The sequence below is a fragment of the Gracilimonas sp. B-17 genome, from assembly GCF_056857935.1.
In genome coordinates this window covers 615411-640691 of record NZ_JBSXOA010000011.1, presented here as the reverse complement: position 1 = coordinate 640691, position 25281 = coordinate 615411, and the positions used below count along the sequence as shown (strand labels likewise).

Genomic DNA, 25281 nt, shown 5'->3' with positions numbered 1-25281 from the left:
AAGGGCATGATTTACCAGATCATACAGCATCCATCAACACATTTGAAGACAACCTGCGTACTGCTCGTTATCATACTTTTTCCAAGCCTGGTTTTTGCTCAACTGGCAAGAGAACGAACCGTTAAAGATCCGGAAGTGGAAAAAACGTTTTTTTCTACGATGAATATCGGGATCAGCACGGTGGAGAACGTAGATAAAAATAACCTGAAAAGCTCTGTAAAGCATACTTTTGGATTGGTAAGTGGCGGTGTGGATCAGTTCTTTGGGTTGGATAACGGAGCCAACACCAAGATCTCTCTGGATTATGGGATCACTGACCGTTTTTCAGTGGGTATTGGTCGCATGACCTTTAACAAAGTTGTTGACATCAGAAGTAAATTTAATGTGTTGAACCAAACCGGATCAGGCAGTACACCGGTAAGCATTGCAGTTAAAGGTTCGGTGAGTATCACTACCCTTTCGGGTCTCGGATATTCCTTTAATGACCGGTTGAGTTACTTTGGTTCGGTCATGGTTGCCCGAAAATTTGATGCACTGAGTATTCAGCTAAATCCCATGATCACCTATTTCAATCGACCGTTTTCAGGCAATGAACAAACGCTGGCAGGGCTCGGACTCTCAGGCAGTTACGAATTGAATGATCGCTACGCCCTGAGCGCAGAATATCTGCCGGTTATAAGCAACCGTAATCCCGGTACTCAGGATGCCTTCGCCATTGGCCTTAATATTGATACCGGAGGACACGTTTTTCAGCTCTTTCTCAGCAGTTCTCAGTGGCATAATGAACCATTTATTATGGCTAATAACAGCGACTCGTTCTGGGAGGGTGACTTCAGGTTTGGGTTTAACATTCACCGGGTCTTTGGACTTTAGGACTAGTAAAGTTTTTTCATTTAATTGAAAAGAATTGATCACAATTAATTTTCCCTTTGTTCTCAGAAATAATCAAAGGATGTAGGAAGCAAAACAGAGATAGCCAGAAAGAGCTATACAAGATGTTCTATGCCTATGGCATGAGCATTACCCTGAGGTATGCCAATTCCCGAAATGAAGGCGCAGCCATTCTGAACGACTCATTCATGAAGGTATTCGAAAACATAGATCAGTTTGATACAGAGAGGGATTTCAAGCCCTGGTTTCGAAGGATCGTGATCAATACGGCGATCAATGAATACCACAAGAATAAAAAGAGAATGGAGAAGGTTGAACCGATCACTGAAAGACACGATCTGTTAACAGATAACAAAATTATGAGCGGTATATCCTACGATGAGATCATTGAACTCATTCAAAAACTTTCGCCGATTTACCGCACGGTTTTCAATCTCTATGTAATAGAAGGATATAAGCACAGGGAGATCGCAGAAATGCTTGAGATCTCTGTTGGCACCTCGAAATCAAATTTATCCAAGGCCAAAAGTAACCTAAGAGAGTTACTTGAAAAGAATTTAGTGTAATACGGAAATATGTCAGACAATAAACATAACGACCCCTTAGAGGATCTTTTCAAAGAGAAGGTCAATGATCCTGATATAGCTTATCAGGAAAGCGACTGGCTGGCTCTTGAAAAGAAATTGGATGAAAAGGCAGCCCTTGTAGCCCGCCAGAAAAGGATCAGGCTGGCGGCAGCAGCTGCTATTATTTTCATGTCTCTGATCGGGTATTTTACCTATCAAAACTATAACAGCATCAATTCACTGAATGAGAGGCTGGAAGATCAGATCACACAAAATGATGCTCCGGAACTTCAACCGGAAGTTCCTCAGGATCAACCTCAGTCTGTCCCTGATTCGGAAACCTCAGAAGAATCTGAAGATATCTATCCTGTTGAACCGACTGAACCACTGAATGATCCCATTGCTCAGGTGACGGAGAAAGAAGGTGAACCCACAGAAAGTGATATAGAAACCACTGAAGTAGAAATCTTTAATGAACAAAATGTGGTATTCAACCCTGACCTGAAAGACCGTTTAGTATCTGTTTCAGATTTCGATGCAGAATCAACCCTCCCTTCATTATCAAGGGGATCACAAATACCTGATATTCCATTATATGCCACAGCATCTGCAAGTGGCGGCCGTGCCGGGATCGTAAATTCAGGGAATCGTATTAGTGACGAACAAGCGCTGAATACAGGTTCCAGGTTAAATATTGGTATTGTAGTATCACCGGACCTTAGTACAGCAGGAGGCATTCGTCAATTTGAACAGCCGGGATATAAGTTCGGTATAAGAACCGGTTATGATCTGACACCCAACATATCTATCGAAACGGGTATTATACGTTCCAGTGTACGATACAGTGCCGGTATTAGTAGCTATGATCTACCGGGTTATCAGAATAACCCCAGCAACCTGAGCAGTATCTATGCTGAATGTATCATCCTGGATATTCCTCTGAATGTAACTTTTAATTTCTGGAACCTCTCAAATTCCCGTTTCTTTGCTTCTGCCGGATTATCATCCTACGTCATGCTTAGTGAGGATTATACCTTCAGTTATGACTACACTTATTACGGTCAGGAGACAAATTATTCGGAGCGATCCGGCAAAACACACTTGTTCAGCAACTCAAGTCTTTCCATCGGTTATGAATACGATATTCACAAGAACTGGAGTCTTAGTGCTGAGCCATTTATCAAGATCCCCCTTAAAGAAGTGGGTTGGGGCAATGCCAGGCTGTATACCCTGGGTACGTTCGTTACACTTAACTACCGATTATGATAAGACAGCTAACCAGAGATCTTCCGTGCTTCAGGTCATTTTCCATTCCGGCTTTGAAGAACTTTTTCTTCTGGCAGCCCTGAAAATTTGATCCCATTCACTTCCGCAACCCGCTGATAGGTTTTATACCGGTTTCGGATCTCTTTCACATATTGAACAGTTTCGATACCCCGGCAATAACCATGGCGAGCTTGTTCAAAATACCGGGGATCCATCAGTTTCAAAAGGCCATCTTCCACGTTTTCCCATTTGTTGGGGTCTCTGTTTTGTTCCATCGCCAGCCGACGGGCATCGATCAGATGTCCGGTCCCAACATTATAGCTTGCGAGTGCAAAGGAAAGCTGGTTCACACTGTCCAGATAGGCATAATGCTCGAGATGGGATTGAAAGATCAGTGCTCCTTCCTGAACATTCGTTAAAGGATCATACAGGTCCTCATAGGCATTGACTGAAAAACGTGGTAATATTTGCATTAAACCCACAGCTCCTGCAAAACTTTTAGCCTCATTGTTAAAACCCGATTCCTGAACGATCATAGAGGCTAAAAGCATCCAGTCCATATCCAATGAATCGGCTACGGACCGAACCAGTCCTTCATAGGATGATGTCAGTCCTATACTGGAATAATATTTCTCAGGTTTGTAATAATCCTCCACATATGGACTTTTATTATGATATCTGTAACGTAACTGATTTAGAAAGGCAGATCGTAAAAGTTGTCTGTTATTTTCTGATAACCTGAAATGGTCTTCCAGAAAACGGTTCATTTCCTTCTGTAGTCCCGCCGAATTTTTTCGAACCGCCCATGCAATCGTATCATTTAAGGCTATTACCGGTCCCTCATGTAATCCCTGAATGTATTTTGAACCAACACGAAATACATCCTCATCCATGGCCGTAGCCAGAATCCGGCCTTCAGAAATTTTGGTAAGTATAGATTTGGTGTCTTCTTTATCAGATAACACATTGAAGTTCAGATCATACCGCCCCGTTTGCAATCTTTCAATATTCTGCAGATCCATATGATCTCCACTCAAGGTGATCGGAATACCGGAACCTGAAAATTCCTTCAGTGACTCGGGTTTACTATCCAGGTGTTCTGAATAGACCAATATCTTGTTTGACAAACGGTATGGACTACTGAAATTAACGTATCGTCTGCGCTGATCGGTAACGGTGTAATTTGCGGCAATCACATCCCCAACACCATAGTTCAGCAGATCGTCAGGGCGTTCTCCCTCCCCTGCAAAAACCACCTCAAGATGTAATCCGTGTTTCTCTGCAAACTGATTCAGTAGTTCATACTCAAAACCTGCTTCAAAGCCATGTCGAAGAAAATAATTATTGACATCATAGGTGGTGATCATCCTCAATACACCACTTTTCTTTATATCAACAAAGTCTCGCTGTACCGGTAGAACCTTGTTTCCAAAATATTCTTCCACAAAACGCTCCACATCTTCATTATTTATACAAGCCGTGAGCAAAAAGCATAAAGGGAACAGGAACAGGACCATGAGCCTTGATATTCTCGTTGATCGCATAGTCTATGGGTTTGATTGATTTACTAATTCAAATCAAATAACGAGAGAATGTTCCCCGAATTGGCGATGAATGAACACTTTCTTCTGCCTTATTGGGACTAATGGTGGCTCGCAGGTTTAATGAATGTATTGCGACTCAACGACGGACCGATAGATCAAATGATGATCTATTATATGATCAACAGACACAAAAATGGCCGGTGTTCATTCCGGCCATTCTTTAATGAGGTCTCGTATGTCATGGGTTATAGGTAACCCATATTCTTTTTAGCGTAATCCGTTTGGCAGTCCCTTGCAGATACGGCTTACGGCATCGTGGCTGTGCAGGCTTTCCATATGCACACAACGTACCACGAAATCACGGATGCTGTTATAGCTGTCTAATTCGTCATAGAGCAACCGGGCAGCATCTTCCACAAATTTCTGATACGCTCCATTCATTTCCGCAAAAGCCTGTTCATCTTCGCGTTTTACCATCACTTGCGTCTCGGTCTTCAGGGCATTGCGACAGATCTGAACCAGGTCCTCCACAAAGAATTCATCCTTGAGCGCCACGGTGATATTAGCCACACTGCGCTGACTGTGTGGAATACTGGCGACCCCTCTCGTCTCACGCGCATGTTCGGCCAGTTCATAGCTGCATGGGCAGGCACTGCTGTACTCAAAATCGAGGTGCATGTATTTCTGGAACTGACCGTAGTTATCCAGTCTGCCTTCCAGTTGAACTTTATAATATTGATAGCCTTTCATATCAGAACGCAGGCTATCCATCAATAGCGGGTAATTAAAGGTGATCCGAAGGAATGATTCCTGGCTGTCAAGATCTTCCTTGTAGGCTTTTAAAATCTCCTCAAGTCGGTCGAGGTGAAAAACCTTGTCCTGGAACTTGTAGAAGGTCCGCATGATGCGGCTCATGTTGATCCCCTTCTTATCTATTTCAAGGCTCACATAGCCATCTACGGAAGCCTCAAGCGTCACTGGCTCCCCTTCTCTCCTTCTGAACTTCAGTGGCAGCTTGAAGTTTGAGATCCCAACCTGCTGGATCGGTACATTAGCTCCTTCAATAAGTGAAGCCGGCCCATTCTGAAGGTCCGGTAAAGATTTTTTGTATTCAGGAGTTACCGTGAAGGTCGGATCATATATACGTTGTATGTCATTTGAAATCATAGTTCTTTGTTACTTACTGCTAATTGTATAATGAATAGTCTGTTAGATTCCCAGATAAGGACAATATTCAGCCACGTTTCGTTCGGTCTCATATAATTTGACCTTGTACAGCTTCCCCCCGTTGGTGCAGGCTGCTTCCACATCGGCCCGGAGCTGATCAAAGAAAACACGTACCAAATTTTCTGAGGTTGGAATGATCCCCTTCAGAAAGGGTACATCCATATTCAGATTGCGGTGGTCACAGGGATCCAGGATCTTCTCCTTGATGATGGATTTTAGATTACCCAGGTCGATAACGTATCCCGTTTCAGGATCCGGTTCACCTGCCACCGTTACCTCTATCACATAGTTGTGGCCATGCCAGTTAGGATAGTTACATTTGCCGAAGGTATCTTCATTCCATTCCTTGCTCTTATCAGTATTATGGAGTCGGTGTGCGGCATTAAAGTGTGCTCTTCTTGTTACAAATATCAAAATCAGACTGTTTTTAAGTTTTCAGATGCTTTAACGTTGAAAAATTAAAAACAGTTCTGCAAGTGGAAAGTTTTTTACAGTGAACAGTAAACAGTGATCAATTAGCAGTGTTTTTACTTATAGCTGGTTTTCTGCTTGTTTGCGAAGCGTACCAGGGAGAGCATGACCGGCACTTCGATGAGAACGCCAACCACGGTTACCAAAGCCGCACCGGATTGAAGTCCGAACAGAGCGATAGCCACAGCAACCGCCAGTTCAAAGAAATTACTGGCTCCGATCATGGAACCGGGCGCACAAACCTGATAGGGTAAACCGATCATTTTGCCACCATACCACGCCAGTGCAAAGATGAAGTAGGTTTGAATGGTCAGCGGAATGGCGATCAACAGAATATCCAATGGTTGAGCCACAATACGTTCTCCCTGATAGGCAAACAGCAATATCAGAGTGATCAAAAGAGCTGAAATAGAAACGGGTTTAAATTTTGGAAGGAATTTTGACGTATACCACTCCTGCCCTTTCCTCGCGATGACTACTTTGTGTGTCAGATATCCGGCCACCAATGGGATCACCACAAAAACCACAATGGAGGCTGCCAGGGTATTCCACGGGATCGTGATGTCAGTGATGCCCAATAACAGTCCCACAATGGGAATGAACAAAATGAGAATAAGCAGATCATTTACGGATACCTGAACCAGCGTGTAGTTCGGATCTCCATCCGACAAATAGGACCATACAAAAACCATGGCCGTACAGGGGGCCGCACCCAATAATATGGCTCCGGCTATGTACTGATCCGCCAGTTCGGGGCTTACCCAGGCCGAATAGATCTGATCAAAAAAGATCCAGGCAAAAAAGGCCATCGTAAATGGCTTGATCGCCCAGTTAATGATCACTGTCCAAACCACGCCTTTGGGTGACTTCCCGATCTCTTTGAGCGAGGCAAAATCTACCTGCAGCATCATCGGATAGATCATTAGCCAGATCAGGATCGCAACGGGTATGTTTACTTTGTAGATCTCCCAGTCACTGATAACCTGAATGGAATCACCGGCCAGATATCCCACCCCTATTCCAATTCCAATACATATAAGTACCCAGAGAGTCAGATATCTCTCAAAGAATGCGATCCGTTTATCAGCCATGAATTAAGTGTATTATTGGTTTGAATTTATATGGATTTAATTACTTATGAGCGGGGATAAAAAAAAGTGGTTTTGAGGTATGCCGTGCCACGCGAAGGCTGTTGCTGCCAATGAAAACGTCTTCTGCATACCCCTTACCCTGTGAACCCATCAGGATCATGGATGCATCTTTTTTATCAGCAAATTCAGTGATCTCGATCCAGATGTTGCCATGACGGGTTTCACTTTGAACCTCCCTGACACCGATCCGTTTCAGGTAGTCCACTCGTTCCTGAAGTTTTTCCGGTTCACCCTCTTTGGGCATGGTCTGTACATTCAGCACGGTCACTGATGCATCCCGAAGTTCCTTCTGCTGAAATGCCTCCATGGCTTGATCGGCCGCCTCAGAAAAATCGATCGGCAGTAGTATATGTCGCCTGACGTTCTTACAAATAGAGACTTCCCCCTTACCCGGCTTATCGGATATGCGAAGCAGTAGCAATGGGACATCAGCCCGGTGGATCACCTCTGATGCCACACTGCCCAAAAACATATCAGCAAGCAAGGTGTGACCTTTATTACCGATCACCAACAGGTCAGCACCGATCTTATCCATAGATTCAAGGATCTCAGTTGGTGCATAGGCTCCTTTCTCAACTTTCAGGATCCAATCTGCCTGCAGGCCGTGTTTCTCGAGTAAGTCTGTGTAATCAGTCAATTTGCTTTCATAGGATGATCGGTCGAACTTTTCTTTACCGTTGGGATAATCTTTTGTCACAACGGTCAGTAGTGTCACTTTCTTAATTCCGATCTCTTTCAGATCAGCCATTCCATGAACCAGATCTTCACTGGAAGCTGACAGGTCGAGGGCAAGCATAGCATGTGAGAATGTCATAATGGATCTCCGTAAATCAGGTTTTTGGAAGTATGTACCTTATTTAAAATACTGTGCTTATTTAAAGAGAATATTAATTCAAGACCACAAAGCGGCTATTCAAGCTATTCAAATTTAACTGCCATACTTCAATGCCAGGGAAAGCTGTCCTGAGTGTAAGGCCGTATGCGTCATGATCCGCGCCAAAGCCTGTGCCTTGGTTACCGTTCCAAATTCAGCCGTCGTCACTTTCACTTCCCAATCTTCTATACCCTTGATGGCATCATCAAGCTCTTTTTCTGCTCTTTTGATCAGATCAAGCAACTCGTTCAGATCCGTAAATTTTCCACGGTCTTTAGCCAGCGAACCGATAGTCTGGGCTTTGATCTCGAGATCATTCCCAAATACATTTTTGGCAAACAACAACTCCACCTCTGCCATATGGCGAAGCATCCATCCTACTGAATTTGAGTCGGGATGAAGACGTTTGCTCAGATCTTCTGCCGTCACTGAATCAAGTTGATTTGTTAAGCGTGTCCTGCCGGTTTCCCACATCTCATACATCATGGTTCATTGTTTTAAATGCTGGGTTATTTTTACCTATATATGGTGCTAAACGCTTTCACCTGCGATCTTAACAGCAACCTGCCAATTGGCCGGTCGTATCAACCCGTGGTTTACAAACGGTTGGTTTTACGATGAGCATAATGGTTACATCCTGAGGGGTTTCCACTATGCGTCCCACAGCATACCGGATGGTGTGATGCGATGAATCCCCAAATTCGATCAACAGTTCTGCCTCATCCTTATACTCGATCTTTTCACCTACGATCTCAAAGATCTTGAGTGCTTTTTCTGTTCTCCATTCTGCTACATCCCTGGAATCTTCATTGATCCAAAGCTGAACCACTGTTTCATCATACTGATGTGCATTCCCACCACAATCCACTGAATCAACCTTATGGTTTTGAATTTCCGTGATGTGCAGGTCACCCGAAAGGCGCGTATCATCAGGTAAAATGAAAGACAGGTCTTTGTTGGTGTTTGATACTAAGGTATTTATAAAGGTGTTGGTATTCATTGGTGTAACCTCATGTGGATTGATCTCAATTCGATATAAAATTTACTCATGGTTGTCACCCCGAGTCGTGTTTTGGTGTGTAAAAGGTTGAAGTTGTATTGCGCGAGGGGTCTCAAAGCTTGAACCAGCGAGCTGTATTAAACATTGAGATCCCTCGTGTTAAAAAGATCGATCCTTGGCCACTTTTCAGCCACTCGGGATGACAACTTCAAAGACATTTTCTCGAGTTCACGGTTGATAATTAATTATTTGATCTCACTAAATTCATCATGTAGAACATTTCGGTAGCGATCTGCCGGCAACGCTCATCATAAACCTCTGCTTCCCGTTCTGTTCCGTCTGCTTCCTTGGGATCTACATAGGTGATCGGTTTTCGGAATTCGGCTCCCGATACAAAGGGACAGTTTTCATCGGCATCGGAGCAGGTCATAATGGCGGCCAAGTTATTATCAGGGTTGATATCATCATCAAATTTCTTGGAGAAGCAGATCATGGGTTGCGACTGTTCACTGAATGAAACTTCGTACCGGGGATTATCTCCGCCGGGATCCTCAACTTTAAAGCCTGCCCGTTCAATAGCTGCCACTGCCCGGGGATTGAGGGCAGTGGCTTCGGTTCCACCGGAATAGGTTTCGATCTTATCAATATCATAGAAGGCGGCAGCTGTTTGTGTCCAGATCTGCGCCAGGTGACTTCGCCGGCTGTTATGCGTGCAGATGAAGTTCAGTTTGGCCGGTTTGCCGGCCGATAGTTTGGTCCTGATATAATTGGCAACTTCCTTCAGGTCCTTCTTTCGATCTTCTGAAATGGAACTGAAGTCTGATACTAGCCTCGTTATATAATTTTCTAATGTTGGGTACATATTCTTACTTATCGGTTCTCCTGTACCGTAGGGGCAATTCATGAATTGCCCCTACGGTACAGGGCTGTTAAATTGCCGGCTACAATTTTTTATCAACAACACCCTGAGCCCGGCTCACATGAAGCTGCCTCATCAGATGCTATCATGGTAACTTGATTCTTCTCGCCACCCGCTTTTTGTGCAAATACGGTAATACTGTAAATGCCGGCTTCACCTGAATTGAACTCTTCAATTTCCTGCTCATTCAGATACTGGCTCAAAATATCGACCGGGATCTCGATCGGCTTCTCTTTTTGGATCGTTAAATTCTCAAAACCGGCTTCTTTGATGTATCCCAGGTATTCATCCTTCTGTATGGCTCCTGCCACACACCCGGCATACATTTCTGCATCTTCACGCAAAGCCTCAGGAAGCTCTCCCTCCAGAACGATATCAGATATGCTGAAATGACCCCCGGGCTTCAAAACCCTGAAGATCTCCGATATTACTTTAGGCTTATCAGGCACAAGATTAAGCACACAATTACTGACCACCACATCTGCGACACCATCAGCAACCGGCATGTCTTCAATATCTCCATATCGAAATTCTACGTTGTTGAATCCGAGTTTATCAGCATTTTCCCGGGCTTTTTTGATCATGGATTCTGTAAAATCAATTCCCAGTACTTTACCTTCAGGTCCTGTTTCATGTCGCGCCACAAAACAATCGTTACCGGCTCCGGATCCCAGATCGATCACATAATCTCCTTGTTTGATCTTAGCAAACTGAGTGGGCAACCCGCATCCCAACCCAAGATCGGCATCCTCGCTGTAACCCTCGAGCTCACTGTAATCATCCGTCATGATATTATATACTTTTACCGAGTCTCCACCTGCTCCGCAACAGCTCCGTGCGTTATAGTCCTTCCCTTGCCGGCTGATCTCATCATATTTTTTACGAACGGTTTCTTTGAGTTCTTCAGGAGATTTTATATTTGTTTTCATGATATGAGTGTATGGGTCTTTGTTAAATTCAAATTGGCTAGCTAATTCAAAACTATCAGCAACAGTTAGGATTCTTACTTTTCAGATCTGAAAAGAATTCATCCAAAATTGACCTGAATGCTGTCAGGTTATCTTCGTCCAGGCAATAACAGGTTCTGATACCTTCTATCTCACCTTTTATAATACCTGCTGTTTTCAATGCCTTCAAATGCTGAGATACCGTCGATTGCGCCAGCGGAAGTTCTTCCGTGATGTCTCCGCAATAACAGGCATTTCGGCGAGCCAGGATCTCAAGGATCGCTATGCGGGCCGGATGTGACAGAGCCTTTGCAAATTCTGCTGCTTTCACTTCTTTTTTACTAAATAATTGTGCTTTTGTAATTGCCATGATCGTTTATCGTAATTATACGATGAAAGGTAATGTGAATTCTAATCATTCACAACAATTAGTTCAATGCTGTAAGGGCGTATCGTACTAATCCATGCAATCAAACATATCGGTATTAAAAAAAAAAAAAGAGAACCCCGGTTCCCCGGAGCTCTCCTTGATCAGCACACCTCACAGTTATGTGAGACGTATATTTTGACACAGTTCTAATTTAGTATCAGAAGGAGTACTTGTATCCGACACTAATACTGCGATGTTCATTATAGCTACTAAAGATCTGATCAGCGGTATTGAAGCCCTGGTAAAATTCATCTCTGGAGTCATCAAGTAAGTTGGTTACATTCAGACTGACCGAGGATTTTCCTTCCTCTCCCAATGTTTTATTCAGGCTAAAGTTCAAACTGTGAAACGGCTGAGAATACACATCAGGGAAAAGTCCACCACCAACGGCTGTCAGGGTCTCTCCTTTTACGTTATAGAAGAAACCGGCATCAAGTCCCGCTTCTGCGTTATCGTAGGTGAAGCCTGCATTGATGATATAAGGAGCCTGCCCGGCCATATCCCGTGTATCATCCACATTCTGCCCTTCTTTTTCTCCATTCTTTCGGGCTATGAATTCCTGCTCGGTCATATCGATCACAGACCGTACCAGGGTCACATTCGTACTTATTCCGAAATGACGGATCGACTCCGAAATGAATCCCAATGATTTACGGATCTCAAATTCTGCCCCGTATACTTCTCCATCTCCCACATTTCGCGGCTGAAATTCACTGGAAGTTTGCTGAACCTGAATGCGAACGAGTTCGATCGGGTCCTGAAATGACTTGTAGAATAAACTGGCAGAAAGCATTTCATTAAGCCCCATATACTTTTCCCACCGGAGGTCAACATTATTGATATAGGTCTCCCTCAGGTTACCATCCCATTCTCCAATGGCAAACAGACCGCCATTAAAGATACGATCGGATACCGGATCGAGGATCTGTGCAAAGGAAAGCTCTTTGAAGGAGGGCCTTGCGATGGTTCTGGAATAGGCCAGTCTTAGGTTTTGGTCGTTTCCTAATTCATAGCTCAGGTTTGTTGACGGAAACAGGTCAAGGCCATCAAGTACCTTTTCGTTATCAAGGTTATTTCCGGTTCCACCCTGAGCAAACAAGGCATCCCGGCCCGTATGTCGCTGAGTATACTGTTCAGCTCTCAATCCAACATATATTTTCAGTTTTTCGAATAAACTGAATTCATTGGATACATAGGCTGCGTAACTGTTCACGTTTGAATTATAGGCATTCGGGTTCGGATCCGGGTTTCCTGACTGATAGTAGATGGTTCCACCGTTTCCATAAATATTTTCATCAACCAATATCTCAGATGGATCCCCTTCCAGGGTTGGTTGTGAACCGAAAAATTGCATATTGAATGAGAGGATCTCAAAATCCCGTTCTTTGTACACATAGCTGCCACCTAACTTTAGTTTAGCAGGCATGTCGAACAGGTCGTATTCACGGGTAATATCTAAACGGTTGGCATAGTTCACCTCGTCCATATATCTCCAGATGCGACTTGGGAACCCTCCTGCCCCGGCATTGAATCGTGGGTTTGCCCCTGTCAGCGATAGTGTATAAGCCGTTTTACGGATATCGGGATCGGTCATTGATGATAGGGTCATTGCTGATCTCCAATTGACCTCCCAATTGGTGTTATCAAAGTAATTGACCCCGTTCAACATCAAGTTGGTGATACTTCTCTGACCATACTCCAGATTATAGGAATCAGCCGTATAACCGGATTGCCCGGGAGCATCCTGACTATTATCAATAAAGAAATTACCGGCTGTACTCTCTCCATTCTGAAGATGCATGGCCGTCAACTTATACTTTGAGTTGTCTGCCTTGAATGCTATACCGGTTAAACCACCAAGAAGAACACTTTGCTCAGATAATGTTCCGTTTTGCCTTGTTGCATAGATAAGGTCATAAGCGGTCGGATCAGGTTGATTCTGATACTCACCCAACTGATAGTTACTGTAATGATTTGACGAACTCTTGTACGTCAAAGACATGATATAACCTAGCTTTTTATCATCGAACACATTGTATTGGTTACCGAGAGTAAAGCTGGCACTGTAATTTGCAAAATTGGTTGCGGTGTAAGGACCCAAAGTCGGATTGAAACCGTTTACGAAATCATACACTTCCTGACTTGAGTTTCCACTGATCGGGGATGGGATATCAGAGTTACCGGCACCCTCAGGGAGTTCCCGCGTACCGCTGTCAAATCCAAGAAAATCGGTATTGCTTCCATCATAGGTCAAAAAGTCACTGTTGAAGTGCATGTCAGGATTATAATCGAAGCTCATTGAGAAATCGTAGATGGGTTCTTCCGGAAAATCGATAGTTTCAATATCAACGATCCCACCTGTAAAATTAGCCGGCATCTCTGCTACAGCTGTTTTTGTGATCACCATGTTATTGATCAAATTAGTGGGAAAGATATCGATCTGTAAGCTGTTGCGGTCCGGGTCCAGACTTGGGATCTCAACCGAATTCAGCATGGTTTGAGTATATCGGTCACCCAAACCTCTTACATATACATACTTACCACCTTCCACAGATACGCCGGTCACGTTCTTCAGGGCTTCCGCTGCATCAGAAACTCCGATCTTTGAAAAAGCTTCAGCGGAAATACCATCAATAACATTCGCTGAATTCATTTTTGCCGTCATAATGGCGGCTTCGGAAATTGTAACACGTGATGAGGTCACTACCACTCCATCGAGTTCAGTAATAGCAGGATTCAATCGGATGTTACCAAGATTGGTTACCTCACCTTCATCTATCTCAACATCCTCAACTTCTATGGTTTGGTAAGAGATATAAGAGATTCGAAGGGTATATTCGCCGGGATCCAGTTGTAATTCAAACTTTCCGTCAAAATCGGACGTGGTTCCGGTTCCTTCACTTTGAATATATATAGTTGCACCGAATATGGGTTCGGCTGTTTCATCGTCAATTATAGTTCCTCTTAGTGTCCCTTTTTGAGCAAAGGCATTAAGTGAAAAACTACAAGCCAATAATAATATTGGCAGAAATTGTTTTATCATTTTCATTTGTGCTGATCTTTTTATTTCGAGAAAATGGGTGTTAATAAAAATTGCCTGCCCTTCTTTCATAAAGGGCAAGCAATTAACTGGTTGTCTATGTTTAAAGTCCTATGCTGCTTAGTGCACCTGAAACGCTGGCCCATGTGAAGCCGAATACACTTACATCTGCACCTACCGTTGCGCTTGCTACATCATTTACTGCAGTAACTTCAGCATCAAGTCCACCTGTGAAGTAATCTGCAACAGTAAGTCCGCTTGGGATAACCGCTTCGATATTGGTTATAGAATAACCGTTAGTGTTTGAGGCATAATCTGTGTAATCGCTTGAGATCACGTGAGCAGGTGAGCCTTCATTCACTCCCAGTCCAAAGAAGAATATGTTATTCATATTCACATCCGTGTTTGCATCCACATCGATCATAAGCTCAGAACCATTTCCTTCCATGTAGACGGTAGCATTCTGAATGGTATGACCTGTGCTTGTAAATGAACCTTCAGGGCCATCCAGCTCAAAAGCTGATCCACTTGGGCTTACAATAACAACGTTATCCAGGGTTCCTGACCAGGCCTGATCGGAGTCGATGGAATCATCACCGCTGTTCCATACCAGTACATTAGTTACATTCACTGTTCCGCCGAAGAATTCAACACCATCATCCTGATTCGCAACGATCTCGATGTTTTCAACCACGGTTCCGTTTCCTACACCACCAAGTGTCAGACCATTGATCTCGTTTCCTTCACCAATGTTGGCACCACCATGACGAATAGTTATGTATGTAAGTGACCCGGAACTATCAGTTGGGTCATTACCGCCGTACAGGCCATTTGGATCAGAAGATGGAATTCCTTCGATCTGAATTTCAACAACATCACCACTGGTATTGGAAGCAGAGATAGGGGCATTACCGAGAACGATCACTCCTCCCCAAAGTCCATTGATATCAGCATCCAGGTTTGGACTTCCGAAATTACCGGCGTCCACATCTTCCGGTGTGATCTCATCTGCAACAGAAGTAAAGATAATTGGTTGTGTCGGTGAACCATCGGCTAAAAGGGTTGCATCACGGGCTACAAGAAGAGCGGAGGCGTTTGACCCTGTTCCAGCTTCACCCTTAATAATAACACCGGGCTCTATCTCAAGAGTAGCACCGGCTTCAACAGTAATCCGTCCACCAAGCACATAGGTTTTACCATCTTTCCAAATAGTGTCTGAAGTAATATTATCAGTCACTGTAATTGTATTACTTACGTTTATTACAGCCGTTGCATTATCGGTCAGGCCATCTGAATCGGTTACTTCGAGTTCAACCGTTCCGGAACCTATTGCTGTTGGTATAAATTCAACTACCACTGTACCAGAGGTTGCGCCAACAGATGGCTCAGAAGTAATAGTGGCTGTGCCATTTTCTGCGGTTACACTGGCAGAGGCATAACCACCGTTAATGGTAATATTGAAAGTGATCTCTACCGGTTCGTCAACCGTTCCGCTAGATTGTGCCGGTGTTTCAACAGATGGGGCTTCTGATTGTTCAGCACCATTAGAGTTGTCGTCACCGCAAGAGATGAATAGTACTGATGCCAACGTAATTGTGGCTAAATACTTGAATGTATCTTTGAGTTTCATGGACTTTTTGTTGTTTTGAATATTGGATTTTGATTTCAAACAGAACCAGAAATTGAGTTTCACAACTTGGAATCAGATTTAATACTGCTGTACTGTTTTCACGAGCTAAAATAGAGGGCGCACGTTTATGCAATGTTACCCATGAATTATCCTTTAGTTATCCGAACTTTATGCTAATGTTAAGAAGGGCACTCATTAGCTTATTTCGATGAAGGGCATAAAAAAAGAGGCACTGAACCGTTCAGTGCCTCTTCAAACTATTAATAAAAATGGGGTATTATTCTTTTTCTTCCTCAGATGATGTCTTTTCTTCTTCAGCTACCGACTCCTCACTGATGATCTCAGCATCCGAAGCTTCTTGTTCAGCTTTCTTACTTTGAGCAGGAGATCCATCTGACTTACCATTCTTAGATTCCTTGGAATCTTTCTTCTCAAAAATGCCGTCCGGATATTTTCCGTGAGGCCGGTCTCCCAACAGGTCTCTTAATGCATGGTGATCAAGTACTTCTTTCTCAAGCAGGGTCTCAGCTAGTTTTTCCAACTCCCCTTTATGTTTCTTAAGCAGCTCGATAGTGCGATCATGATTCTTGTCTATGATATTTCGCACTTCCTGATCGATCTGCTGACTTGTGGCTTCAGAATATTTCTTATTGAAACCATAACTGTTTTCAGCATTTTGTGAATCTTTCAGGGAAATGTAACCAAGTCCTTCACTCATACCATATTCTGCCACCATGGCAAATGCCATTTTGGTAATTCTCTCAAGATCGTTTTGAGCACCCGTGGATATTCTGCCAAAAATGATCTCCTCGGCAACTCTTCCTCCAAGTAAGGCACAGATCTTGTCATCCAGTTCCTCAGTGGTCATCAGGAATCGTTCTTCCAGAGGTGTTTGCAAGGTATAACCCAATGCAGCCAGACCACGAGGAACAATACTTACCTTCAGAACAGGATCGGTATGTTCAAGGAACCAACCTACAATGGCATGTCCCGCTTCATGATAAGCTACTATCTTTCGTTCCTGAGGACTGATCAATTTATTCTTCCTTTCAAGTCCTGCGATCACTTTCTCAATGGAATCCTGGAAGTCTTCCATCTGAATATTTTCTTTCTCTCTACGAGCTGCCAACAGTGCTGCCTCATTACATAGATTTGCCAGGTCGGCTCCGGCAAAACCGGGAGTTTGAGAAGCCAACACTCTCAGATCGATATTATCACCGAGCTTAAGTTTTTTAGTATGCACTTTAAGTATCTCGACTCGACCATTCAGGTCAGGTTTATCGATCATGATCTGACGGTCAAAACGACCAGGTCGGAGCAGAGCAGAGTCCAGTATATCCGGACGGTTGGTAGCAGCCATCAGGATCACACCCTTATCAGAGTTGAACCCATCCATTTCACTCAGAAGTTGGTTCAATGTGTTCTCACGCTCATCATTGGATCCCATTGCCATTCCACGTCCCCGCGTTCTACCAATAGAGTCGATCTCATCAATGAAAATGATACATGGTGCTTTTTCCTTAGCTTGTTTGAACAGATCACGTACACGGGCAGCTCCAACACCCACAAACATTTCAACAAAGTCTGAACCACTCAGGCTAAAGAAAGGGACACTCGCTTCACCGGCCGTTGCTTTTGCAAGCAAGGTTTTACCGGTTCCGGGAGGACCTACAAGTAAAACACCTTTTGGAAGCACGCCCCCAAGCTTGGTGAATTTTTGAGGATTTTTAAGAAACTCCACAACTTCCTCAACTTCTGCCTTGGCTTCCTGCAAACCGGCAACATCTTCAAATGTTACCTTCGTCTCGGTCTGTTGGTCATAAAGAGATGCTTTATTTTTACCAATGTTGAGAACCTGTTGTCCCGGGTTCATTTTTCTGAAGATGAAGATCCAGATAACGATAAGTACCGCTATCGGTATCAGCCAGATAAAGATCCCGCTGAACCAGTCTTCCTCGATCCTCACGTCAAATGCTACGTTATTAGACTCAAGTATTGGTCGAATTTCATCATTTCGCAACATGGTAGTACTGAACTTTTTAAACTGTTCAGTTCCACTGGTGGCAAAAGGATTATTATTTTCAGATTGATCAGGGCGGGATATGATTCCATCAGAAAGTGCCTTATCTGAATATGTACCCGTGATATCAACACCATTAGTGATGGTAATATCAGAAACGTAGCCATTCTCTACATGGTCCAGAAATTCACTGTATTTAATTCGGTTACCGGGTTCAGCCGGAAAAAACAGAACTTGTGCCAGTAAAAGCACGAAGAATAAAACAAAAATACTCCAGGTAGGAAATTTTGGGGAATTACCTTTTCCCTTCTTCCCGTTTGGTTTGATCGATTTCTTTTTTTTGGGATTATTTTGCGCCATCAAATATTAGCTTATGAAATTTTTATAATAGAAGTAATATAAGGAACCTGATACTCAAATAAGTCAGATCAGGTTATTAGTGTAATGATTGAAACGGTAGTTTGGCAAAAAACGTGCCATTGCTCATGTTATGACAAATCATCAAACGAAACGAGATCCCCTTCTGCTGTTTGCATTTTCATACCCTCTTCATTAGGTCTCATTCTACCTATAACCACAAAATCATTGAATTCCTTGGCAAATTTTTCGACCTGTTTTTCGGGAAGCGTAAACATAAGTTCAAAATCTTCACCTCCAAAGAGCGCGTACCGGTCTACATCTTCCTGCATTTCGTCTGCTACCTGCCTTGTTTCTATGGCTATTGGTATAGCAGCCTGATATATAGTTGCCCCAATTTCAGAAGCTTCGCATATGGCACTCAATTCACTCACTAACCCTTTGGAAAGATCGATCATGGAGCTTGGGATCAAGCCATGTTCTTTCAGGCCCTCAACAAGGTCTTTTCTTGCTTTGGGAACCAGTTGTCTTTTTACTACAAACTGGTAATCCCCTAATTCAGGTTGCACGGCATCATCTCCGTGCTCTTCCCAGTGTTTTTTCTCTCTCATCAATATTCTAAGTCCGGCAAGGGCCCCGCCAAGGTCTCCGGTCACGCAAATTGCATCCCCGTCTTTAGCTCCCTTTCGATAACTGATCAAATTCTTATCTGCCTTTCCATACACACTTATAGAAACTACCAGATTGGCATGATTGGCTTTCAGATCACCGCCAACCAATTCAACTCCATATTCTTTGCCTGCAGTATATATCCCCTTATATAGGTCCTCGATCATTTGTACAGACATCCTATTAGGTGCTGCCAGATTGATCAACATGGTTTCCGGTTCACCGTTCATGGCATAAATATCGCTTACAGCAGCAGAAACGATCTTATAACCTAAATGATGAAAAGGAGTATAGGTAGGATCAAAATCCACTCCCTCAACAAAGGTTTCTGAAGTTAATAGTGTGAGACTGCCATCCTTTTCTTTTACAACAGCGGCATCATCACCTACTGACTGTATGACATTCTCGTTCTTAAATGAATCAAAGTTGGTGAGCTTATCTAACAGGCCTTTAGAGCCTATACTTTGAATGGTCTGAAAAGTATCGGACATGAATTATAGCTGGGTTAAAATAAAAAAAGGCACCTGCATCCGGAGACACAGTTGCCTTAAATCGTTATACGATATGCTTAAGGTTCGCGTCTTGTAGAGTAGTTGATCCTAAAGGCACTCGCTTTTTTCAGTTCTTCCTGTACATCGGTTAGAAGTCCGAATTCAGAGCTCTCATCTACACGCAATGATACAATCAATTTTGGTTGTTCACGCAGTTTATCGTACATGAGATTACGAATTGCTCCAATGTCTTCCACTATGGCATCGTCGATCTGAACTTTATCTTCACCAAGTTGATTACCCGGTAAACGTTCAGGACCAATGTAAACATATGAAAGCAATCGCTTTTGTTCGATCTTTTCGATGTTTTCAGCCTGAGTCAAATTGACCCTAACCTTTAGAGTTACTTCTCTCAACACGGTGGTAACCATGAAGAAGAAAAGAAGCATAAATACAACATCGGGCATCGCAGAGGTTGGTACCTCCTGCTTACTTCCACCTCGTTTTTTCTTGAAATGTGCCATTAGCTATCTCCCGGTTCTGCGATTGATATTTTCTTAGGATACATATCAGTGATCTGGTTATACTGAGGGCTGTCGTCCTGTAATGCACCGAAAGGTACACCATAGTTTGCCCGTGATGCAGCATCACGCAATTCTTTATATGCTCCCATAACCTCATCCAACATATCTACATAAATGCGATAGGGTGTCTGACGTTGTGTTTTCACAGATACAATGGCCATATCCGGAGATTCGGATAAATTAGGGTCATTGGTAGGGTTATCAATGAACTCTTTCAAGCGTTCTTTAACTTCTGTTAGTTGATACGGTTGATCATCCATCAATACGCGTCCTTCTGCATTCACCAGAATATTCATCAAGTTTCTCTCCTTGATGGGTGGTGGTTCCTGATCTTCTTGTAATGGTGGTGGTAGCACCAGACCAATACCGGTATCCACATTAATAGTGGTGGTTACCAGGAAGAAAATAAGGAGAAGGAATGCGATATCGGCCATAGATGACCCATTGATTTCAGCACTTTCCCGTTCTCGTTTCTTCAATAACATATTTGAGTCCTAACTAAAACTTAAATGTTCCACGAAGACCCGTAAGGGCGATCGTGAGTATCATAAAGGCCATCATAATGGTAGCGGTCAGCACACCAGCTTTGGCATATTCGCCAGTCACTGCATATGAGATACCGAACACTACAAATGGAACAGCCATCATTCCGATCTTTTTATAATCCTGCTTACCGAGCATGAGGCTTCTGACACCTGCAAATACCATCGTCAGAACACCCAGTAATATCAAACCGGCAGCAAGTCCTACACTAATTGTTTCCATTGTTGAATCCTTTTATTGATTTGAGTTCTTATTAGGCGTCGTTATCAGCCTTAGGAACAAGGTCTTTTCCTTCATTCAGAAGAATAATGGAATCAATAAGAGTGATGGAACTTTCTTCCATATCAGCGATCAGACGGTCAATTTTAGATACACAATAGTTGTATCCGATCTGCAGAATAATACCCGCTATCAAACCACCGGCTGTTGTTAAAAGAGCTGTTTTAATACCACCGGCTACAATACTTGGGGAAATATCGGCAGCAGCTTCAATATCATCGAATGCCTCGATCATACCTACTACTGTTCCAAGGAATCCAAATAGTGGAGCAATGGCAATGAATAGTGACAACCATACAAGACCTCTTTCGAGGAAGCTCATTTCAATAGAACCATAGGCAGAAATTGCTTTCTCTGCAGCTTCGATCCCTTCGTCAGACCGCATAAGGCCGGCTTGGAATACGGAGGCAACAGGACCGCGAGTTTGTGCACATAATTCTTCAGCAGCATCGATGCCACCTTCCTGAAGTGCTTCTTGTACGTTAACGATAAATTTACGTGTATTGATGTCAGCAAGGTTGAGGGTAATAATACGCTCAAGGAAAATAGCGAGACCGAGGATCAATGTGATCAATACAGGCCACATCCACCCGCCTTCGTTACCTTCGTTAAATTTTGCTACGACAACATTAAAAAACCCTTCGTCAGCAGGGGCTTGTAAAAGAAAAAGAGCAATCGACGATATCATGTCTACTCCACTAATTGTTTAATTGTTAAAGGCTAAGATTAATGAGCAAAAAGAATAGTTCATTTTATACTAAATGTCAAAGTAACATCGTTCTTAAAAAATCTTTTTTACGTAATGTTACTCTATTTGCGGAATTGATTCCCACACTCTTTAAATCCCATTTCTGACATTAAAAATTAGCACTTAATACCAGTTTTGCAACATGAATAGCAGGATTTCCCTGAACTGTTCGCCCATCATAGTTAAATGTTAAACGCAAGAGATCACTCGTTCTAAGGCTACCTGTGAACGACCAGATCAAGTTACTACCCTCCCCGGTCCCTTCTGTTAGTTCGTAAGTACCGTAAGTTGTTGACCGCCCATCTAAGCTTGTATTTCTATACTCCAAACTAAAATTCGCCTGTAGCTTTCTCATTATATAGGTACGCTGTACAGTTCTGACTTTCCACAATTCGGCCCGGGTTTCTTCAGTTTGTGCGAGATCGGTCTTATTTATATAGGATATACTCAGATCCATATTCCAGTTTCTACTAATGGTTGCATTGATTCCCGGAGTCAAAGAGTAACTTCTAATATCAAAATTCCTATTTGTGATGGTACTGCTGATCGTTGTGTTCTTTCCCCTGACCATATCAAACCTTGCCTGAGTCCTGCTGCCAATATCGATCATTGCGTTCAGATACTGAGTCAACAACTCTGTTTCAAGGGCCTCTCTGCTGCGCCGGTTCAAACTATTACTGTTGGTAATCCCAACTGAAACATCAGCACCCTTAACCGCCCCCAGGAGGTCAAGTTCCTGTTCCCACCGGATTCGGCCAAACAGGGTGGTTGAATCGTTTTGAAAACTATTCAATCTCAGTAGGTATACATTTCCAATTTCATCAGTGGTCGAGTTCTCAGTGATATCAATTCTTGATCTGAGGCTTAATCCTGAATACCAGGCCTGATTACTGCCTCCATTAAATGGCCGGAAGGTATTTATAAAACGGGTATTAAGATCCACAACGGGTAATAGATCGTCATTTGGCAAGAATTGCCTGATATATGTACCCTCATTGATACTTACTTCAGGAAAGAATTCGTCTATCTGTCTCACACCATCGTTATTCAGGTCATCCCACACATACTGTCCAATTTCAGGCCCCACTTCAATGTATGCTTCCTCAAGCAGTGCGCGGCGTTGCGTATTGGCTTCATAAAATACCTCACCTTCAAATAGGCTCATATCTGAACCATAATCCGTGACTGACCTTACCAGTATACCTCTTCGGTTTGCAACAGCCCCACTGTTCAAAAATGCGTCTGAAAATTCTTTGTTTCTGATACGCACCTCATTTGTCGTATTGAAATTTCCCGAGGGGTTAACGGAAAGTCGGTATCGCTGCTCGATCGCTTCTGCCCTTTTTTCAAAACGGTTATTCAATATACCTGCCTCACTTCTGTAGGCCATACTTACATCGAGGTCAAATGTCCTGAATGCAATTTTCACCCCCGGCCCAACGTCATAGAATTTTTCTGACCTTGGTAACAGTGAGTCTGATGATAGATTCCTTTGGTTTCTGTTTTCCTGCTCGAAACTCACATATGGCATAATTTGAGTTGAACCGACCTCAAAAAAAGTCGAAAGATCCCCCTTCTGCCTAAACCAATTGCCCTTTTCAATTAACTCTTTATCCTCACTTGTGACCCAATCCTGGGTATATGAAAAGCTAAGATCATCCGGCAGATCTATTGAAACGGAAGAATTCTGTCTCTTACCCTTAAAACGATTCAGGTCGATGGTGCCATAACCGGCAGAGATAATTGTAGAAGCATTGGGGCTTAAACTGGTCTTCACTTCATTGATGATTTCTTTCCCGACTGACCCTCTGTTAATATTCCAGGTCCTGTCAAACTCTATCTCTCTGGTTCGCTCAAAGAATTCAAAATTATTTCCGGTGTATCTTCGGTTGAATTGAGCGCTGAAGGTTCCCAATCCGGTATCGGTCTCTTTAATCTTTACTCCTGATGTGTAACCAATATCTGTATTATCTCCGTCGTCTGCATTTGAAAACCGATTGGCATCGTAATCACTAGTTGCAAACTCACCCGTCAATTCGATGTGATCATTTACATTGTACCCTCCTCTGAGTGCTATCATCTGTTTAGCTTCCGGGGCATCAAGCTCCCTGAAAGGGGTATAATCTCCGTTTCCTTCGCCTACCCACTCATACAAAAATCCGTTCGTTTGACCTGTTGCCCTCCGATAGCTTCCTTCTCCCTGAGGCACCTTCGTAAATTGAACTCTATATATAGATGAAGGGTCACCGGGCCGATGCTCGTATATTGTAAGGGGTTCAGCATTTATAGTAGTATCCACTTTCGTATAAAGTATATAACGCTCTCTCTCCTCTGCGGTTGCAATCTGAGCCCCATCGATCACAGCCTGATCCAGATCATCTCCCACCTGCTGAAGCAGCTCAATATCAGACGAACTTAGTGTACGCTGTGATAGCAATTCGTCTCCATCTGCCTGCCTTATCACTGTTGCACCAAGTTCCAACCTGCCATTAAAGAATGAAGTTCTTGTTTCTCCGGCAATTGCAGTATTGGTGAAATTTTGATCCAGATATTCATATTCAATGATGATCCTGCTTTCATCTGTAATGAGTTGCTGATTGGTAAATGTGATCTCCCCAATTCCATAATCAATGATATAATCATTTTCAGCCCCCCTGCTCACCCGTTGACCATCGATATACACTTGCTCCGTTCCAGCTAATATGGTTATAAACTCCTGCCCGTTTGAGTTTGTTAATCTATAAGGTCCCTGAACGCCATCCTGCCCGTTAAACCGCATTGACCTGTAAGTACCTCTGACCACAGAAAAAGCAGCCTGATAATCTCCATGATCCAGACTTAGTGCTCCGGTTGCTCCTTGCAACCTGCGGTTAAACCTTGCAAAAGAGCTGTTATTCAAGCTAAGATCCACGTCACCCATAGCCACTATGGAATTAGGAGCCTCGATCTCTATAAAGACCTTGTCAAACTCTCTCAGGTTTTGAGTGGTACCGTCAGGTTGAATTGGGATGCTTTGATCCGTAAGTGAAGCATTGATATTTATGCTCTCAGTCAATGCGCCGGAAAGTTCAAAATTCAATCCACTTTCCAGTGAAAAATCCTGATTGGACCCCACGATTATGCCACGACTCAAACTTCCGGATTGCCTGAGGTCTGAACCATAGAGTGTGTTACTTCCGGAATTTCTTAGTGCCATTTGCAGTGAATCCGGTTCATCATACCAGGAGCTGTCAATTTGCCTGGGTACAAGATTCTGATAATTCCTGGAAAAAGAATATGGCAATTCGCGGAATCTGATCTGAACATTATAGTATACGCTTACCCCTCTACTTCCCGGGAGAAAGCGTAACCTTCCCTCCTGCTCATTGAATATCCAAAGTGAATCTCCAATAACCGTATCGCCGGATGAGATATCAATGGTGTTTGGCATAACCCATTCACCAATGAAAAGGGAAGTATCTGTTGGCAGAGAGGAATACTTATATACACGCTCAATGGATGACTGAGCATTAGATTCAGACGTACCTAAAAAGCACTGCATCATAATGCAGATGGCATAGATTATAGCGTACTTGAAAGGCCGGGCTGTCAGAAAATTTAAATTTAGTTAGCAGTTGGTCAAGGCTAAAGCTTT

At 43.2% G+C, this 25281-nt stretch carries 22 protein-coding genes; 3 read left to right on the top strand and 19 right to left on the bottom strand.

Annotated elements, in window-relative coordinates:
- Positions 1-6 precede the first annotated feature (6 nt).
- From AC13FX_RS07665 to AC13FX_RS07655, 3 genes are read left to right on the top strand one after another with little or no spacing between them, the layout of a single operon-like run.
- On the top strand, positions 7-873 hold the full coding sequence (locus AC13FX_RS07665) for a DUF5777 family beta-barrel protein (RefSeq protein WP_482879958.1): 867 nt from the start codon (positions 7-9) through the stop codon (positions 871-873).
- A gap of 56 nt (positions 874-929) precedes the next feature.
- A complete protein-coding gene (locus AC13FX_RS07660; RefSeq protein WP_482879957.1) occupies positions 930-1457 on the top strand; it encodes an RNA polymerase sigma factor in 528 nt (175 codons plus the stop codon).
- A 9-nt stretch (positions 1458-1466) separates the two neighbouring features.
- A complete protein-coding gene (locus tag AC13FX_RS07655) occupies positions 1467-2723 on the top strand; it encodes a porin family protein (protein ID WP_482879955.1) in 1257 nt (418 codons plus the stop codon).
- A gap of 35 nt (positions 2724-2758) precedes the next feature.
- Here AC13FX_RS07655 and AC13FX_RS07650 read toward each other — a convergent pair whose 3' ends face one another.
- From AC13FX_RS07650 to AC13FX_RS07560, 19 genes are all read right to left on the bottom strand, one after another.
- Positions 2759-4267, bottom strand: a complete 1509-nt coding sequence (locus AC13FX_RS07650) for an MltF family protein (RefSeq protein ID WP_482879954.1) — start codon at positions 4265-4267, stop codon at positions 2759-2761.
- A gap of 267 nt (positions 4268-4534) precedes the next feature.
- Complete coding sequence (gene folE2 / locus AC13FX_RS07645; protein WP_482879953.1) at positions 4535-5434, bottom strand: GTP cyclohydrolase FolE2; 900 nt, start codon at positions 5432-5434, stop codon at positions 4535-4537.
- 42 nt (positions 5435-5476) lie between these two features.
- Positions 5477-5908: a 6-pyruvoyl trahydropterin synthase family protein gene (locus AC13FX_RS07640; protein ID WP_482879952.1), complete on the bottom strand. Its 432-nt coding sequence runs from the start codon at positions 5906-5908 to the stop codon at positions 5477-5479.
- Between the two features lie 113 nt (positions 5909-6021).
- Positions 6022-7056, bottom strand: a complete 1035-nt coding sequence (arsB, locus tag AC13FX_RS07635; RefSeq protein WP_482879951.1) for an ACR3 family arsenite efflux transporter — start codon at positions 7054-7056, stop codon at positions 6022-6024.
- Positions 7057-7096: 40 nt separating this feature from the next.
- Positions 7097-7930 carry a universal stress protein gene (locus AC13FX_RS07630; protein ID WP_482879950.1) on the bottom strand — a complete coding sequence of 278 codons (834 nt, stop codon included), beginning with the start codon at positions 7928-7930 and terminating at the stop codon, positions 7097-7099.
- Between the two features lie 114 nt (positions 7931-8044).
- Entirely contained in the window at positions 8045-8476 is a 432-nt protein-coding gene (locus AC13FX_RS07625; RefSeq protein WP_482879949.1) for a DinB family protein, read from the bottom strand.
- Between the two features lie 67 nt (positions 8477-8543).
- A complete protein-coding gene (locus AC13FX_RS07620) occupies positions 8544-8990 on the bottom strand; it encodes a DUF6428 family protein (RefSeq protein WP_482879948.1) in 447 nt (148 codons plus the stop codon).
- 241 nt (positions 8991-9231) lie between these two features.
- The gene (locus AC13FX_RS07615; protein ID WP_482879947.1) at positions 9232-9894 is read right to left on the bottom strand and encodes a low molecular weight phosphatase family protein; all 663 of its coding nucleotides are present in this window, start codon (positions 9892-9894) and stop codon (positions 9232-9234) included.
- Positions 9895-9944: 50 nt separating this feature from the next.
- Positions 9945-10826 carry an arsenite methyltransferase gene (locus AC13FX_RS07610; RefSeq protein ID WP_482880155.1) on the bottom strand — a complete coding sequence of 294 codons (882 nt, stop codon included), beginning with the start codon at positions 10824-10826 and terminating at the stop codon, positions 9945-9947.
- A gap of 67 nt (positions 10827-10893) precedes the next feature.
- The gene (locus tag AC13FX_RS07605) at positions 10894-11226 is read right to left on the bottom strand and encodes an ArsR/SmtB family transcription factor (protein WP_482879946.1); all 333 of its coding nucleotides are present in this window, start codon (positions 11224-11226) and stop codon (positions 10894-10896) included.
- A 217-nt stretch (positions 11227-11443) separates the two neighbouring features.
- The gene (locus tag AC13FX_RS07600; RefSeq protein WP_482879945.1) at positions 11444-14335 is read right to left on the bottom strand and encodes a TonB-dependent receptor; all 2892 of its coding nucleotides are present in this window, start codon (positions 14333-14335) and stop codon (positions 11444-11446) included.
- Positions 14336-14429: 94 nt separating this feature from the next.
- Positions 14430-15956: a hypothetical protein gene (locus AC13FX_RS07595; protein WP_482879943.1), complete on the bottom strand. Its 1527-nt coding sequence runs from the start codon at positions 15954-15956 to the stop codon at positions 14430-14432.
- A 277-nt stretch (positions 15957-16233) separates the two neighbouring features.
- On the bottom strand, positions 16234-18336 hold the full coding sequence (gene ftsH / locus AC13FX_RS07590) for an ATP-dependent zinc metalloprotease FtsH (protein WP_482879942.1): 2103 nt from the start codon (positions 18334-18336) through the stop codon (positions 16234-16236).
- 128 nt (positions 18337-18464) lie between these two features.
- Complete coding sequence (thiL, locus tag AC13FX_RS07585; RefSeq protein WP_482879941.1) at positions 18465-19493, bottom strand: thiamine-phosphate kinase; 1029 nt, start codon at positions 19491-19493, stop codon at positions 18465-18467.
- 77 nt (positions 19494-19570) lie between these two features.
- The gene (locus tag AC13FX_RS07580; RefSeq protein WP_103665615.1) at positions 19571-20017 is read right to left on the bottom strand and encodes an ExbD/TolR family protein; all 447 of its coding nucleotides are present in this window, start codon (positions 20015-20017) and stop codon (positions 19571-19573) included.
- The gene (locus tag AC13FX_RS07575) at positions 20017-20562 is read right to left on the bottom strand and encodes an ExbD/TolR family protein (RefSeq protein ID WP_482879940.1); all 546 of its coding nucleotides are present in this window, start codon (positions 20560-20562) and stop codon (positions 20017-20019) included. The genes AC13FX_RS07580 and AC13FX_RS07575 overlap by 1 nt, the downstream gene beginning before the upstream one ends.
- A 13-nt stretch (positions 20563-20575) precedes the next feature.
- Positions 20576-20842: a hypothetical protein gene (locus tag AC13FX_RS07570; protein ID WP_482879939.1), complete on the bottom strand. Its 267-nt coding sequence runs from the start codon at positions 20840-20842 to the stop codon at positions 20576-20578.
- A gap of 31 nt (positions 20843-20873) precedes the next feature.
- Positions 20874-21587: a MotA/TolQ/ExbB proton channel family protein gene (locus tag AC13FX_RS07565; RefSeq protein ID WP_482879938.1), complete on the bottom strand. Its 714-nt coding sequence runs from the start codon at positions 21585-21587 to the stop codon at positions 20874-20876.
- A gap of 169 nt (positions 21588-21756) precedes the next feature.
- Positions 21757-25191 carry a hypothetical protein gene (locus tag AC13FX_RS07560; RefSeq protein ID WP_482879937.1) on the bottom strand — a complete coding sequence of 1145 codons (3435 nt, stop codon included), beginning with the start codon at positions 25189-25191 and terminating at the stop codon, positions 21757-21759.
- Between the last annotated feature and the right edge of the window lie 90 nt (positions 25192-25281).

What these genes read in the sequence shown, in the direction of transcription:
- AC13FX_RS07665 (WP_482879958.1), top strand. Translation starts at nt 7, where the DNA reads ATGATTTACCAGATCATACAGCATCCATCAACACATTTGAAGACAACC.
- AC13FX_RS07655 (WP_482879955.1), top strand. Translation starts at nt 1,467, where the DNA reads ATGTCAGACAATAAACATAACGACCCCTTAGAGGATCTTTTCAAAGAG.
- AC13FX_RS07650 (WP_482879954.1), bottom strand. Translation starts at nt 4,267, where the DNA reads ATGCGATCAACGAGAATATCAAGGCTCATGGTCCTGTTCCTGTTCCCT.
- folE2 (WP_482879953.1), bottom strand. Translation starts at nt 5,434, where the DNA reads ATGATTTCAAATGACATACAACGTATATATGATCCGACCTTCACGGTA.
- arsB (WP_482879951.1), bottom strand. Translation starts at nt 7,056, where the DNA reads ATGGCTGATAAACGGATCGCATTCTTTGAGAGATATCTGACTCTCTGG.
- AC13FX_RS07630 (WP_482879950.1), bottom strand. Translation starts at nt 7,930, where the DNA reads ATGACATTCTCACATGCTATGCTTGCCCTCGACCTGTCAGCTTCCAGT.
- AC13FX_RS07625 (WP_482879949.1), bottom strand. Translation starts at nt 8,476, where the DNA reads ATGATGTATGAGATGTGGGAAACCGGCAGGACACGCTTAACAAATCAA.
- AC13FX_RS07620 (WP_482879948.1), bottom strand. Translation starts at nt 8,990, where the DNA reads ATGAATACCAACACCTTTATAAATACCTTAGTATCAAACACCAACAAA.
- AC13FX_RS07615 (WP_482879947.1), bottom strand. Translation starts at nt 9,894, where the DNA reads ATGAATTGCCCCTACGGTACAGGAGAACCGATAAGTAAGAATATGTAC.
- AC13FX_RS07605 (WP_482879946.1), bottom strand. Translation starts at nt 11,226, where the DNA reads ATGGCAATTACAAAAGCACAATTATTTAGTAAAAAAGAAGTGAAAGCA.
- AC13FX_RS07600 (WP_482879945.1), bottom strand. Translation starts at nt 14,335, where the DNA reads ATGAAAATGATAAAACAATTTCTGCCAATATTATTATTGGCTTGTAGT.
- AC13FX_RS07595 (WP_482879943.1), bottom strand. Translation starts at nt 15,956, where the DNA reads ATGAAACTCAAAGATACATTCAAGTATTTAGCCACAATTACGTTGGCA.
- ftsH (WP_482879942.1), bottom strand. Translation starts at nt 18,336, where the DNA reads ATGGCGCAAAATAATCCCAAAAAAAAGAAATCGATCAAACCAAACGGG.
- thiL (WP_482879941.1), bottom strand. Translation starts at nt 19,493, where the DNA reads ATGTCCGATACTTTTCAGACCATTCAAAGTATAGGCTCTAAAGGCCTG.
- AC13FX_RS07580 (WP_103665615.1), bottom strand. Translation starts at nt 20,017, where the DNA reads ATGGCACATTTCAAGAAAAAACGAGGTGGAAGTAAGCAGGAGGTACCA.
- AC13FX_RS07575 (WP_482879940.1), bottom strand. Translation starts at nt 20,562, where the DNA reads ATGTTATTGAAGAAACGAGAACGGGAAAGTGCTGAAATCAATGGGTCA.
- AC13FX_RS07570 (WP_482879939.1), bottom strand. Translation starts at nt 20,842, where the DNA reads ATGGAAACAATTAGTGTAGGACTTGCTGCCGGTTTGATATTACTGGGT.
- AC13FX_RS07565 (WP_482879938.1), bottom strand. Translation starts at nt 21,587, where the DNA reads ATGATATCGTCGATTGCTCTTTTTCTTTTACAAGCCCCTGCTGACGAA.
- AC13FX_RS07560 (WP_482879937.1), bottom strand. Translation starts at nt 25,191, where the DNA reads ATGATGCAGTGCTTTTTAGGTACGTCTGAATCTAATGCTCAGTCATCC.